Raw genomic sequence first — 14,323 nt, forward strand, 5'->3', positions numbered from 1 at the left:
AAGCAGCCGACACCGGCATCAACAGGAACACCAGCGGAACACCCCGGGCCGCGAGACCCGGACCGCATCCGCGCCTGAAACTCCCAAAGCCCCCCAACCGATATCAGAATTCCCTCACAAGCCAGCCGGTGGACTCAGGCTAAGCAGCCGTGCTCGTCGGCCGTGTGACGCGAGTCCTCACGGTCGAGCCAGTCTCCCAAAAGGTGTCTCTCGGTCGCGGTGAGCACGGTTGTGTCGGCTAGAGACGCTCGAAGCTGCACAGCAGCAGTGACCGCAGCGGACCCGAATGTCGGTCCGGCGTCGTTCAAAACAGATGCGAGAACCGCTTCACGAGTGGATGGGATACCTGGAAGCTCGGAAACGTCGAGCATCCCGGCTTTGGCTGCGCGGTGGAGAGGACCGGCGAGAATGGTTGCTGCCGCCACAGAAGCGGGAGTGGTTTGACCTGGCCGCGATCCTCTATACGGCGGGTGGCTGCACACCGGCCGCGCGGCTGACGGCACGCGTGGACATTCCATCACGCCCGACGTCGACAAGGAGGGTCGTCGCGGCAGCGATGAGCCGAGCGCGGGTCTTGCGCCCGGTGTGAGTCAATTCCTTTTGCACATTCCGACCGTGACAGACGGCAGTTGGCGGCAGCCGAGGTCGTGATAATGTGCCGGTGGCATCAGTGTACGTAATTACTGAAATCTGAATCTCCCAGACCCAGCTGAAGGATCCCGGCATGGATTTTAGCAGACGTCATTTCTTGATCGGCTCCGGAGCGGTGTCATTACCCCTGCTCCTGTCAGGATGCGGTTTCGCGCCGCAGCAGTCAACCTCTACGGCCACGGGGTCAAAAACGTTGACATTCACTACGTGGGGCACAGACGCGGAGCTCGCAAGTTTCGCTCGCGCCATCGCGTCGTTCGAGGAGGCTAACGCGGGAACGAAGATCGAGCTGAATTCGGTTCCCTACGGACAGATGTTCACCAACATTGATGCCCAGCTGCAGGCGGGGAATCCGCCGGACATCTTCCGCGTGCCGTATTACACGTTTGGCAGTTACGCCGGTCGGGACCAGCTTTTGGACTTGAGCCCGTACCTGGAGTCCGGATTTTCCGATCGCTTCACCGACGCGGCCTGGGCGGCCGTGCAGGGTAACGATAAGCCGTTCGGGGTGCCTCACCACACCGATACCTCCGTGATCCTGTACAACAAAGCCACCCTGGAACTGGCCGGGATCACGTCGGTTCCCACCTCTCTCGACAGCGCCTGGACGTGGGACGAGCTGTCCGAGGTCGCCGCGACCCTCCGTGCCGCCCAACCCGCAGAGGCCTACCCAATGGCCTACAACTGGCAGGGTAATGGCGTCACCCGCTGGCTTAGCCTGCTCTTCCAGGCTGACGGCCGGTTCCTGGACACGAACCTCACCGACCCTGCGATCGACTCGGACGCAGGGTTGGCTGCCCTAGAGTTCTCGTCAAGCTTTTTCACGAAGAACTTCGTCCCGCCGAACAACACCATCAAGTCGGCCACGTTCGCGAGCGACACATGGTACTCGCAGACCTCGGCGATGGTTTGGTCCGGTGCGTTCGCTATCCCGGATGCCACAAACACACTCGACTTCGAGTGGGGCGCGACCTTCGCGCCACGTGGTAAGCGCGGTGGGGGCGACTTCGGGGGGAATGCGCTCGTCGCCACTGCGGGCACCGCCAACCCGGAGCTCGCCGCAGCCTTCCTTGACTTCGTCACGGGCGGCACGCAAATGCGCGACTTCTGCGAGACCGCCTCACTCCTGCCGACCCGTAAGGATCTCAGCGAATCGGGCATCGCTTTCGATGTACGTCCCGAGCTCGCCCCCATCTTCCTCAGCCAGGCTTCAACGGTGCGCGCCAAGGACTCAAGCCAGGTGGCGTCCCCCGACATGTCGAGAATCATCACCGTACTCCAGGACAGCCTGGAATCGGCCTTCGCCGGTTCGACAAGTACCGCAGACACTCTGAAATCAATCGCAGAAGGGATCGCCCAAACCACGGGCAATTCGTGACAAAAGTCGCCGTCGTGCAGGACCGCGTCGCGGGCACCGTCGCGCCGTCGCTTACGCTTCCAAGGCGCCCGGGGGGTCGTAATAGTAAAACCGTGCGCGAGGCACTCGCGGGGTGGCTGTTTCTGACCCCGAACATGCTGCTGCTTTGCCTATTCGTGCTCGTCCCGCTCGTGTGGACCGTGGTGATCAGCTTTCAGGAGACCAACGGGTTCGGGGTCGGTGCATACGTAGGTGTCGCCAATTATGAGCGCCTTCTTAGCGATCCGCTCTTTTGGAGATCCACGGCGAACACCCTGCTGTTCACAATCATCGTGACGCCTCTATCGATGGTCCTTGGCCTCGGCGCAGCCGTGCTATTCAACTCGATCCTTCCCGCCCGAGGCGTGTTCCGTTCCATTCTCATCATCCCGATGGCTATCTCGGGCGTCGCCACCGCACTGATTGGTGTACTTGTTTTCAACGAGAACAACGGCATCCTCGACAATTTGATCCGATTTATCGGACTTCCGAGCGTTAACTGGCAGTCCGGTGGATTCGCCGCGTTCGTGTCTGTTGTTCTCGTGACGTTGTGGTGGAGGGTCGGATTCAACATGCTCATCTACCTGGCGGGCCTTCAGAGCATCGGCCCCGAACTCTATGAAGCGGCCGAACTGGATGGGGCGGGTTTCTGGGTCCGATTCCGGAATGTGACAGTGCCCCTGCTTGGCCCGTCGTCATTCTTTCTGCTCATTCTCAACGTCATCTATTCCTTCCAAGTCTTCGACATCGTGTTCGTGATGACCGGCGGCGGCCCACAGAATGCCACATCCGTGCTTGTCACATACGCCTATGACACGGGTTTCGTGACTCGCGACCAGGGTTACGCCGCCGCTATCGGTGTCGTGCTTCTTCTCGTAACCTTTATCTTCACTGCGGTACGGTGGCGAACCAGCCGCAGCCGGGACCTGGTCGAATAAGGACACAATCGTGACAACATCCATCCTCTCGCCAGCGCCGGCGACCCGCAGGCAGAAGACAACAAGATTAGGGGCGCCGCGCTCGCGCAGAGGCTCGCGACGGGGGCTCGTAGCCCGCATCGTTGCGGCGATCCTCATCAGCATCGTTGTGCTGTTCCCGCTGTACTGGATGCTTGTAGTCGCGTTCTCATCGCGGTCCGAGCTGCTGGGTGGCACACTGCGTCTCTGGCCGCGTACCCTGACAGTCGGAAACTTTGAGCGCGTCCTCGCAGGGTTCCCGATTGCCACATGGTTTAGCAATTCCATGGCGATCTCGATCACGGTGGCAGTTCTCACGGTGCTCGTCAACCTGTTAGGCGGGTATGCCCTGTCGCAGCTCAAGTTCCGCGGTTCGAACGTCGTTTTTCTCATCGCCCTGACAACGTTGATGATCCCCGTGCAGGTGATTATGGTGCCGCTGTTTCGGCTCGTAACGAACCTCGGGCTTTACGGCAGCTACTGGGCGGTCATCCTGCCCACGGCCGCGAGTGCTTTCGGGTTGTTCCTCGCACGCCAATTCATTCTCTCCATCCCGCGCGACCTGATCGAGGCGGCGCGCATCGACGGGGCTAGCCACTTTAGAGTGTTCACGAGTATAGTTTTGCCGCTCTCAAAGCCGCTGATCGCTGTGCTGTTCTTCATGACGCTGCTGCAGTCCTGGAATGATTTCGCCTGGCCACTTATCGCCCTCAAGCAGAACGAACTCTTCACCCTGCCGATCGGCCTGCTCTACTTGCAGGGCCAATTCGGGTCGGATTTCGGTGCAACGATGGCGTTCGCCCTTATCAACGTGGTGCCCATGGTGGTGCTGTTTCTGGTGTTCCAGCGCTTCTTCGTGCAGGGATTCGCGCGCAGCGGCATCAAATAGGTGTGGCTTGTGAATTCGTCGAGTATCCGACCGATGTGGCCGGGCTGGGACCGGGTCGAGGCGGCGATCCGCCCGACGTTGCGCGCATCGATGAATGCTGTTCGTGGCCGACCACGATGACGTCAGCGCTTCGGGTCCGGCTGCGGCATCCGCACGTGTCGAGCCGGCCATTGTTTTTGAGTCGAGCACGCTGGGTAAGCAAGCGTGGCCGCGGCATCCGCGGGCCAGCACCAACCTGGCTGATCACCGTTCCGCGCTCGAGCTGGTGGGCGCTGGTCTGCTCAACCCGGAGAACCGGTGGCAACCTGTGAAGATCCACAACAAGGCGACGGAGGTGGACGCATGATCGTGCTGCTCTCGCTGTTCGTCAGCGATGGTCAAGCGAAAGTCGAACTCGCGGTTGCCCACGGAAAACGCGGGTTCGACGGTCGCTAGGCGCTGCGTGAACGCCAGGACGACCACGAGGCGGCACGAGCAGTTTTCGCGTGCCGCAGACTCGGCGACTGAACGGCGTTCGCCGGGGTCTGCGATGGGTCTAGCCGATACGGATGAGTTTCTTGTTCACGAATTCGCTGGCACCGTAGCGTCCGAGTTCGCGCCCGAAGCCGCTTCTTTTCACTCCGCCGAACGGTAGCTCCGCGCTACCGGCGTCGACGAGGTTGACGTAGACCATGCCGGCCTCGATGCGGTCGGCAACCCGCAGTGCCTGCTCGGGATCGGTCGTGAACAGGTAGGAGCCGAGCCCGAACGGAGTGTCGTTCGCGAGGGCGATGGCTTCATCTTCTGAGCCTGCCCGGTAGACGAACGCTACGGGGCCGAAGAACTCCTCGTGGTATGTGTCGTTGTCTCGCGTGACATCGGTGAGCACGCCGGACGGGTAGAAGTTACCAGACCGTTTGCCAGTGCTCGCCAAGGTCGCTCCCTGTGCGACTGCGCGCTCGACCTGCTCCGCGAGATGTTCGGCCGCGTCGAGGGACGAGAGGGGTCCGTAGTCTGCCTCGGGGACGGTCGGGTCGCTGGGAGAGCAAGCCAGGATGGCGGCGGTGAACTTCTCCGTGAACTCATCGTAAAGTTCATCGATCACGATAAATCGCTTGGCGGCGTCGCAGGCCTGCCCGCCATTGCGGAGGCGACCGGCGACGGCGGCATCCACTGCGGCGGCCATGTCGTCGGTACTCAGCAGAATGAACGGGTCTGATCCGCCCAGCTCCAGCACGACCTTCTTGAGGTGACGACCGGCCACCTCGGCAACGGCCGCGCCGGCGCCCTCCGAACCGGTGAGGGAGACGCCCTGCACCCGCGGGTCGGCGATGATCGTGGCGACCTGCTCGCTGTCCGCGTACACATTGGTATAGGCGCCAGCCGGAAAGCCTGCGTCCTGGAAGATTTGCTCAATCGCCGCGGACGACTCCGGGCACTGCGACGCATGCTTGAGGATGATCGTGTTGCCCGTCATGAGGTTCGGTGCGGCGAAGCGCGCAACCTGGTAGTACGGAAAATTCCACGGCATGATCCCAATCAGCACACCAAGCGATTTGGAACGCATGAACGCGGAACCCTCGCCGCTGAGCAGGGCGATTGGTTCGTCCTTCAGAAATTCCTGCGCGTTGTCGGCGTAGTACCGGTAGATGTCGGCGGCGTAGTCGACCTCGCCGAGCGCTTGATCGACGGGCTTGCCCATCTCGCGCACGATCATGGCCGCCAGCTCGTCACGGCGCTCCTCATGCAAATCGCCGACCCTGCGCAGGAGCGCGGCCCGCTCGTTGGTTGAAGAGCTGCGTGACCAGCCGTGGTGGGCCTCATCCGCCGATGCTATAACCTGCTCGATTTCATCAGCAGAAAGCTGGGGGTAAGTTTTGATGGTCTCGCCTGTGGCGGGGTTGACAACGGCATGGTGGCTCACGAGCCACCTCCTTTCACGGTCGGACTACTGTTCCGGAAATTGGCACTGATACGAGCCAACCATGTTCGCGGGATTTGTCAAGGCGAATGAAGCCAGCGGAAGTTGCGGCGGCTCGTTTCGTCTCGGTGTGGTCTTCTTAGCCTGAATCCCCGGGTCGACGTGAGATTTTGACGGCGCGATATGCCAAGAATACCCAGCTGATCAGGTAGATAGAACTTGTCTAGAGTTTAAATTTACCAAACAGATGAGCATCTTGTAGATGCAAGCTACCCACACCAACCGCACCGTTTCTGCATCATTCACCGACCGAATCTTGTGTCGTGCGCTGAGTTGGTCCCGATCATGAAATTGGCCGCCCGAGCGGGGCCGGCGACCCTGGCCGATCAGTGGCTGAGCGTCCCCGCCGACAAGGGTGCCAATGCCGGCTTGAAAGTCAGCTCACTGGTCGGAGGGATGGTCGCCGGCGCAGACTCGATCGACGACCTCGCGATTCTTCGTCACGGCGGCATGCGGAAGGTCTTCACCAACTGATAAGCGACGTCGACGTTGGGGGCGTTCCTGCGCGACTTCACGTTCGGTCACGTCCGGCAGCTCGACGCCGTCGCCTCACGCTTCGTGCGGGGCCTCGCGCCCGAAACGCCACTCCGGCGTGCGCGGCCTCAACGTGTTGCTCGCAGCGCTGAAAAGTGTTGCTCGCAGCGCTGAAAACTGACGTGTCAGCGCCGATCATCATCAGCGCCGATCATCATCGGTCAACGGCTCCGCCGCGGTGCGTGCGGGTCACCGCGCGGCGCCGCCCGTTTGATCCGTGGTGCCCTCACCACCACCAAACGGCTCCACGGAGCCGAAAAAACGCGCGTGCTCCTCCGCGCCGACTCTGCCTGCTACGGTCACGCCTCAATCAGTGCGACCCTCACAGCCGGTGCCGACGTCTCCGTCACCGCCCGCATGGAACCCGCCATCAAACGAGCGATCGGAACGATCCCCGACAACGCCTGGACAGCGATTGAATACACCAACGCGATCAATGACAACAGCACGAAAACGTGGATCACGTAGCACCGAAGTCGCCGAGGTCCCGTTCACCGCGTTCACGTCCCGCAAGAAGGCCGAGAACATCACCGGGTGCCTGGCTGCCTCGTGTTCGCGGGGCGTGACACGGCCGGCAAGGGCGGCACCATCAAACGCACCACCGCGCAGGTGAGCCCCCGGGTCTTCCGAGTCGCGGCACTACCGTTCCCACTGAACGCGAGAAGTCCCAGCTGTACATCCAGCGTTACCTGGAGCATTTCCCCGCGGCCGGCGAGGTGGTCCTCTTCGACCGCAGCTGGAACAACCATGCGGGCGTGGAGCGGGTGATGGGTTTCTGCACTCCGGATCAGACCGAGCACTTCCTGCGGATGACGCCGCTGGGCGCTTTGGTATGTCGCGCATACCGACGACAAGAAGAGGGTCCGCCTCGACATTATCAGCCACCTCCTCAGCCAGGTGCCGTACGTGCCGTTCCCCGGGCTCGACGTCAGGCTCCCCCAGCGCCAGAAGCGCGGTGACTACCGGGGGCCGAAGTTGACAGTTCGACAGATTCCGACCCCGTTCATAGTCACGTCGCGATGCCCGTCGCGATGGGGAGCCGATGATGCAAGCCACAACCGCAGCATCCACTGCCCCGGCGCCGGCCGCCGCCTGAACCAGCTTTCCTGAACTAGCCTTGACCTGCACGGTCCAACGGCGGGTGGGGGTAGATGTGACATTGCTTGAAGGTGCGATCATCCTGATCGCCGGGCTGGCCGCGGGAGTCATCAACGTGGTCGCCGGCGCCGGAACACTCATCACCTTCCCCGTTCTTCTGGCGTTGGGCGTGCCGCCGATCACGGCGAACGTGTCCAATACCGTGGGTCTGATCCCTGCGTCTATTGCCGGCGCCCACGGCTACCGACGCGAGTTGCGGTCGCAGTGGCGCCCCGTAGCTGTGATGGCGATCTTCTCCGCCGTGGGCGGCATCGTCGGCGGTCTGCTCCTGCTCGCCCTGCCCGCACAGGCGTTCGCCGGCGTCGTGCCCTTCCTGCTGCTGCTGGCCGCGGTGCTCTCGGCGATCCAGCCTCGGGTGGCCGGCTTCGTGCGACGCAAGGCGCCGGCGGCACCCGCCGACACACTGCTGACCAAAACGGATACGCGTCCCCTCACCCTCGGGCTCATCCTCGGGGTGCTCGCGACGGGCGTGTACGGCGGGTATTTCGGTGCCGCCCAGGGGGTCGTGCTGCTCGCGCTGCTGGGCATACTCTGGTCCACCGACATACACCGGGCAAACGGCACCAAGAACGTGCTCGCCGGAGTCGCGAACATCGTTTCGGCGATCATCTTCATCTCCAGCGGGACCGTGGACTGGAGAATCGCTCTCCTCATCGGCATCGGCTCCGCGGCGGGCGGCTGGCTGGGTGCCCGTATCGGCCGCACGCTCTCCGCGCCGGTACTGCGCTCCATCCTGGTCGTGGTCGCGGTGACCGCCGCAGTGGTGCTCTTCCTGAGCTAGGGGGCGGAGCCGCCCGGGCCCGGCGCCGAACAAATTCGACGGAGATTTTGAGGCAGCGCGCAATTTTGGGCAGGTTTGGAGCCGTTTCGGCCCAAATCTCCGTCGAATTCGTCAGGGAGACCGGATGCCGCAGTCTGGCGCGGGCGGGTGGCGCGCCACCGTCTGAGACGGGCGGCGCGCCACCGCGTGTCACCTGAGGATGCGAATGAGCTTCTTGTTGGCAAACTCCGCGATGCCGAAGCGTCCCAGTTCACGGCCGAAGCCAGACCTCTTCACTCCACCGAAGGGCAGTTCTGCTCCGTCGAGGAGCGAGCCGTTGATGAAGACCATCCCGGCGTCGATCTGGTCCGCCACGCGCAGGGCCTGTTCCGGGTCGGTGGTGAAGAGATACGAACCCAGGCCGTACGGGACGTCGTTGGCCACCTGCACGGCCTCGGCCTCGTTCGCCACGCGATAGACGGCGGCGACCGGGCCGAAGAACTCTTCCCGGTAAGCGTCACTCTGAGGGGACACGTCGGTCAGGACCGTCGGCGAGAAGAAGGCGCCCATGCGGTTTCCCCGCGCGGTGACGGTTGCGCCCTGGGCTTCGGCGCGCTGAAGCTGTTCCTCGAGGCCCTCGGCGGCACCGAGGGAGGACAGCGGGCCGAGCGTGGTGTCCGGCGACGTGGGGTCTCCGGGAACGTTGCCGGTGATCTTCGCCGTGAAGCTCGCCAGGAAGGCGTTGTACAGGCCGTCGATCACGATGAAGCGCTTGGCCGCGTTGCAGGACTGACCGGAGTTGTCGAGGCGGGCGTCGACGGCGGCGTCGACCGCTTCGTCCATATTGTCCGTGCTGAGCAGGATGAACGGGTCGGATCCGCCCAGTTCGAGCACGACCTTCTTGAGGTTGCGGCCGGCGACCTCCGCGACCGCCGCACCCGCGCCTTCAGAACCGGTCAGCGACACACCGCAGACACGGGGGTCCGGAATGATGATGTCGGAGATCTGAGCACTGGAGGCGTAGACGTTGCGGTATGCGCCGTCGGGGAAACCGGCATCCGTGAAGATCGCCTCGATCGCGGCAGCGGACTCGGGGCACTGCGAGGCGTGCTTGAGTAGGATTGTGTTGCCGAGAACCAGGTTCGGACCGGCGAAGCGGGCGACCTGGTAGTAGGGGAAGTTCCACGGCATGATCCCGACGAGCACTCCGAGGGAGGCGCTCCGAATGAACGCCGAGCCTTCACCACCGAGCAGCTCGATCGGTTCGTCGGCGAGGAAGGCCTCGCCGTGGGTCGCGTAGTACGAGTAGATGTCGGCCGCGAAGTCGACCTCGCCGAGGGCCTGCGCGACGGGCTTGCCCATCTCGCGCACGATGAGCTCGGCCAGATGCTCACGCCGCTCGGTGTGCAGGTCCGCGACACGCTGCATCAGGGCCGCGCGCTCGGCGACCGACGTGCGGCGAGAGAACTCACTGTGGGCACGGTCTGCGGCTCCGATGGCCTCGGTCACCTCAGCATCGGTTGCCAGAGTAAAACTCGGTCCGCTGTCCCCGGTGGCGGGGTTCGTGACTGTGTACTTGTTCATATTTTCTCCCCAAGCTTGCTTCGTTGACGCCGATCGAGACGGGACCGCTGCTGCCGGAGGCGGTCGCGCCCGTGTCGTTACAGTCTGCCGCTGTCAGGGGTTTTGGGCAGCCATTTTGGTGAACTTTTTCGGCCTTCCGGGTCTGTCACCGGATTCCGTTCAACTGTCAGGCTGCACAACCCGTCGGCGTTCCAGTCGAGGCCGTGAGCGCAGAGCGCCGCGAGCTCGGCGCGGGGGTGATCAAGCACGTCGTGCACGCTACCAGCCGCCCTGCAGCACCTCGTCGAGCCGGTCGACGAAGAAGTCCGCGCTCTCCCGACTCAAGCACAGGGGCGGCTTGATCTTCAGCACGTTCTGCCTCTCCGAGGTGGGCTGCACGATCACGCCGAGCTCCAGCATCCGTTCGCAGATGGCGGCGGTCTCGCTGACCGCCGGCTCCAGGGTGTCCCGGTCGCGCACGAGTTCCACCCCCATGTACAGGCCCAGGCCGTGCACCATCCCGATCAACGGATGCCGTTCCGCGAGCTCTGCAAGCCGGCCTGCCAGGTGCCGGCCGACGGCATCCGCATTCTGCTGGAGGGATTCGTCCCGGATGACGTCGAGCACGGCCAGCCCCGCGACGCAGCTGACCGGGCTGCCGCCGGCCGAGGAGAAGAAGTTGCCCTCCCTGGCCAGGGATTCGGCGATGTCCCGGCGGGTGAGCACCGCGCCGAGCGGGTATCCGTTGCCCATCGCCTTGGCCACCGTTAGGATGTCGGGCACGACGCCCTGCTGCTGCACGCCCCAGAAGTGGCTGCCCAGCCGGCCGTAGCCGACCTGCACCTCGTCGGCGATGCACAGCCCGCCGCGTGCACGGACCTGCTCGTAGACACGGGCGAGGTATCCCGCCGGGGGCACGACGCCGCCGGCATTGCCCAGCACAGGCTCGCAGATGAACGCGGCCAGGTCAGCCCCCGGGCCGTCCGGATCGGCCAGCAGCCGGGCTAGGTCGGCCGCGTACTCCCCTGCCGCCCCGGCACCGCGATGCGTCCCGCGATAGGAGTTCGGAACATCCGCGATGTGCACCCAGTCGGGCCGGGAGGCCAAGGAGAAAGGGTTGTCGAAGGCCGAGGTCGACACCGCGTCGGAGGCCGACGTCCAGCCGTGGTAGCCCTCTTGTAAGGCGACGACGTTGCTGCGGCCGGTGTGGATCCGGGCCAGGCGCAGGGCCAGGTCCACGGCCTCGCTGCCGCTGTTGACCAGAAGCACGGTGTCGAGGATGGGATCCGGTGATGTCGCCACGATGTGTTCGCAGAGGTCGGCCAACGCCGAGTAGAGGAACCGGGAGTTCGTGTTGAGCAACGCCAGCTGATCGCTCACGGCACGGGTGAACCGGGGGTGGCTGTGCCCGATCACGGCGACGTTGTTGACCATGTCGACGTAGGAGCGCCCGTGGGTGTCGATCAGCAGTTCCTGCCAGCCGCGTTCGATCTGCGGCGGCCGTTCGTAGTACTTCTCCTGCGCCGCGGCCATCATGGCACCGCGCCGGGCCAGTTCGATCGCCGGGTCGACGACGGATGCCTGCGGCGCCAGCCCAAGCAGCCGCGCCGGGTCCGGTGCGAGGGTTGCCCACGCGGCGGCCCGGGAGGGCTGGGTGAAGTGCGGGACCGGCAGACCCGGGCGAGCGAGCTTCTGCACGGTCACCCGAGCAACCGGGCTCGCAACGCCCACGGGCTCCCCCGCGGCGATCGCGGCCCCCGGCACGAGGTTCGACACGATGCCGCCGATGCGCAGCCCGAAACCGGCCAGCGTCAGAACCAGAGTGTCGCCTCCGATCTCGGTGACCGAGGCAGCCGCCGGCGCGACGATCACCGAACCGGCAGGCAGGAAGACCTCGGTGAACAGCGCGAACGTGTCGGGTTCCCGGCGCGAGTGCGGCGGGGTTCGGGTGAGCCGGAACTGGCCGTAGGGGGCGACGGCGGCGCTGCGTCGGGCGAGGGCGGCCTGCGCGAGCCGCCACTCGGCATCCGTTGTCTGCCAAAGGCCGTCGGCCAGGGCCGGGCTGGTCACGGCGAAGTCGAGCATTTCGTAGTCGCCGTCGGCGAGCGCGGGGATCATCGGCACGGTCGTGTGTTCGGGCACGGTCGTGTGTTCGGCACCAGTGTGCGGCCGCCGACCGAGCGCCTGCCGGATGGCCGCGTCCGCTTCCTCCCAGCCGATCGCGCTGGCTGCGGCGAAGACCTGCCACTCGGCGTCCATCCGGTGCCTCGCGTAGTCGTTGTTCGCGTCGATCTGCACCTGCTGCTCGCCGCTGGCCACCAGCACCGCCCCGCGGAGCACGATCAGCGGCCAGAGCGCGGTGATCTCGGCCTCGGTCAGGGGAACGACCTCGTCGAAGGCGACGATCGCCTCGAGGGCCGCCAGCGGATTGTCCGGCATGTGGTGCAGAACGGATGCCGCCGTGACCGCCAGCTCCGCGACCAGCCACCCGGTGGCCAGATCGCCGAAGTCGATGACCCCCTCGGGCACGTGGTGGCCGTTCGGCAGCACCCGGCAGATCACGTTGTCATCGGTGATGTCCCCGTGGATGGTCTGCAGCCGCAGCGCGGACGCCACAGCCGCCAGACGTGCGGCGGCGCTGTCGGCGATGGCACGGAGCTGATCCCTGGTCTCTTCCGCCGGCACCCAGCGCATCAGCACGTCCATCACGGCCTTCGCGTTGCGCAGGTCCCACTGCAGCGTGCGGTCGAGGCCGTCCGCCGCGAAGTCACGCAGGTGCAGCGACGTGGTGCCCGAGAGCCGGCCGAGCGCCCGGACCACCGGCGGGGCCAGATAGCCCCGCGCCTCGAGCGACGGGCCCTCGAGGAAGGTGAGCAGCCGCACCGGGAGGAGGGCGGCATCGGCTGCGTGCCAGTGCTGGCGGCTGAGGCCGTTCAGCCCCCGCACGGGCTGCGGCACGCGCATGCCGCGCTCGGTTAGGAACACCATCACCGCGTCCTGCGCGGCCAGCTCGGCGGCTGAGAAGGCCGGGTTGTCGACCTTGAGCACGTAGCGCTGCGTCGCTCCACCCGCGAAGTCACCGGCGGAGTCACCCGCGGAGTCACCGGTAGGGGCAGCAGTGGCGGCATTGGTGGAGTCACCGGTGGCGGCGCTGGTGGCGGCACTGGTGGCGGCACTGGTGGCGGCACTGGTGGCGGTGATCAAAAAGTTGCGGTCCTGCTGGCTGCCGAGCTCGCGGGCCGTGCCGGTGATCCCGAAGAGCGAGGACGCCATCGATTCGGCGTCGGCCGCGGTGATATCCGGGCGCACGAGCCCCTGGCCGCTGAAGAAATCAAAACCAGGCACGTCGACGCTCCTCGCAGATAGTGCAATGAATCCTGCCAGTTTGGCACCAGGGCCGCTCGTTCTGTGCGCCCAACGCTCAGTTCGCGCGCAACTCGGAGCCCGGCGGGCAGGGATGACATCATCGAGAGAGACAGCGTCGTCGTCACAGACCAAGGGACACGAGCGAACACTCGTGGATTCCGGGAACGAACAACGACCGAAAGCCGCCGCAGTGAACCACATAGCAGAGCCCTCCGACATCCGTCTCATCGTTTCAGACATGGATGGCACTCTTCTCGACGACGACGGCAACGTGCCCGACGCGTTCTGGCCGCTCCTCGACGACCTCCATCGGGCCGGGATCCTGTTCGTGCCGGCCAGCGGACGCCAGTATCAGACACTGCACGGCATCTTCGGCGAGCACGACGGACTCATCTACATCGCGGAAAACGGAACCAACGTGGTGCAGGACGGCATCAGCATCGACGTCGAACCCGTCGTGTCCGAGATCATCGCCCCCATCGTGGACTGGGTGCGCGGCACCGCCGCCACGGGCGCCGACTTGGGGCTCGTCGTCTGCGGCGCCCGGAGCGCCTACATCGAGCGTAGCGACGAGCGCTTCGTCGACCAGGTTCGCCGGTACTACGCAGCGGTCGAGGTCGTAGCGGATGTGCATGCGGCCGCCCTCGACGATGTCATCTTGAAACTGGCGATCTACGACCCTGCCCGCGCCGAACAGCGAAGCGGACCGGCCTTGCGCGGCCTTGGGCTGCCCGCGGAGGTCGTGGTCTCGGGCGAGAACTGGGTCGATGTGATGCGCCAGGGAGCGAACAAGGGTCGAGCGTTGGAACGGCTCCAGCAGCAGCTCGGAATCAGCCGGGCCCAGACGATGGCGTTCGGCGACTACCTCAACGACGCCGAGATGCTCGATGCCGCCGGGCACTCCTACGCCATGGCCAACGGCCACCCGAGCATCCTGGCGCGCGCCGCGAACATCGCGCCGTCGAGCTCGGAGGCCGGCGTGGTCAGCAGCATCCTCGCCGCCCTACCGCACCTGCAAAGTGCGCACGTGACCGCCTGATCGCCCGGTAGCTCCCTGCCGCGCCTCCGTCCCGAACGAATTCGACGGAGA

The 14,323-nt window shown here is 64.9% G+C and carries 10 protein-coding genes and 2 pseudogenes; 9 read left to right on the forward strand and 3 right to left on the reverse strand.

All coding sequences use genetic code 11. The features are described 5' to 3' along the window. Positions 1-748: 748 nt before the first annotated feature. The 5 genes from CXY81_RS09245 (at position 749) to CXY81_RS17020 (ending at position 4,327) form a co-directional block, all read left to right on the forward strand. Positions 749-2,029, forward strand: a complete 1,281-nt coding sequence (locus tag CXY81_RS09245) for a sugar ABC transporter substrate-binding protein (protein WP_233194098.1) — start codon at positions 749-751, stop codon at positions 2,027-2,029. Between the two features lie 92 nt (positions 2,030-2,121). Further along, positions 2,122-2,985 carry a carbohydrate ABC transporter permease gene (locus tag CXY81_RS09250; protein WP_233194099.1) on the forward strand — a complete coding sequence of 288 codons (864 nt, stop codon included), beginning with the start codon at positions 2,122-2,124 and terminating at the stop codon, positions 2,983-2,985. Between the two features lie 10 nt (positions 2,986-2,995). Next, positions 2,996-3,892 (forward strand): carbohydrate ABC transporter permease, encoded by an 897-nt coding sequence (locus CXY81_RS09255; RefSeq protein WP_233194100.1) that lies wholly within the window; start codon positions 2,996-2,998, stop codon positions 3,890-3,892. A 94-nt stretch (positions 3,893-3,986) separates the two neighbouring features. Further along, a complete protein-coding gene (locus CXY81_RS09260) occupies positions 3,987-4,238 on the forward strand; it encodes a hypothetical protein (RefSeq protein WP_104171171.1) in 252 nt (83 codons plus the stop codon). Further along, complete coding sequence (locus CXY81_RS17020; protein WP_146067666.1) at positions 4,235-4,327, forward strand: SsrA-binding protein; 93 nt, start codon at positions 4,235-4,237, stop codon at positions 4,325-4,327. Before CXY81_RS09260 ends, CXY81_RS17020 begins: the two co-directional genes overlap by 4 nt. 100 nt (positions 4,328-4,427) lie before the next feature. On the opposite strand, the gene CXY81_RS09265 is transcribed toward CXY81_RS17020, so the two are convergent. Continuing rightward, positions 4,428-5,795, reverse strand: a complete 1,368-nt coding sequence (locus tag CXY81_RS09265) for an NAD-dependent succinate-semialdehyde dehydrogenase (RefSeq protein WP_104194671.1) — start codon at positions 5,793-5,795, stop codon at positions 4,428-4,430. Between the two features lie 259 nt (positions 5,796-6,054). On the opposite strand from CXY81_RS09265, the pseudogene CXY81_RS17510 reads away from it, so the two are divergent. From CXY81_RS17510 to CXY81_RS09285, 3 genes and pseudogenes are all read left to right on the forward strand, one after another. Then, positions 6,055-6,993, forward strand: a pseudogene (locus CXY81_RS17510) (IS1380 family transposase); the annotation flags it as partial. Then, a pseudogene (locus tag CXY81_RS17515) lies at positions 6,936-7,345 on the forward strand (hypothetical protein). The pseudogenes CXY81_RS17510 and CXY81_RS17515, both read left to right, overlap by 58 nt. Before the next feature lie 194 nt (positions 7,346-7,539). After that, positions 7,540-8,325, forward strand: coding sequence for a sulfite exporter TauE/SafE family protein (locus tag CXY81_RS09285; protein ID WP_104194692.1), 786 nt, complete (start codon positions 7,540-7,542; stop codon positions 8,323-8,325). Between the two features lie 189 nt (positions 8,326-8,514). On the opposite strand, the gene CXY81_RS09290 is transcribed toward CXY81_RS09285, so the two are convergent. After that, positions 8,515-9,888 (reverse strand): NAD-dependent succinate-semialdehyde dehydrogenase, encoded by a 1,374-nt coding sequence (locus tag CXY81_RS09290; RefSeq protein WP_104194674.1) that lies wholly within the window; start codon positions 9,886-9,888, stop codon positions 8,515-8,517. Positions 9,889-10,146: 258 nt separating this feature from the next. Next, positions 10,147-13,212: an aminotransferase gene (locus CXY81_RS09295; protein WP_104194675.1), complete on the reverse strand. Its 3,066-nt coding sequence runs from the start codon at positions 13,210-13,212 to the stop codon at positions 10,147-10,149. Positions 13,213-13,423: 211 nt separating this feature from the next. Between CXY81_RS09295 and CXY81_RS09300 the strand changes: the two genes are divergently transcribed. Beyond that, positions 13,424-14,272 (forward strand): Cof-type HAD-IIB family hydrolase, encoded by an 849-nt coding sequence (locus tag CXY81_RS09300; RefSeq protein WP_369828370.1) that lies wholly within the window; start codon positions 13,424-13,426, stop codon positions 14,270-14,272. Positions 14,273-14,323: the final 51 nt, after the last annotated feature.

Source organism: Cryobacterium sp. M25 (assembly GCF_002929635.1).
Classification (GTDB): domain Bacteria; phylum Actinomycetota; class Actinomycetes; order Actinomycetales; family Microbacteriaceae; genus Cryobacterium; species Cryobacterium sandaracinum.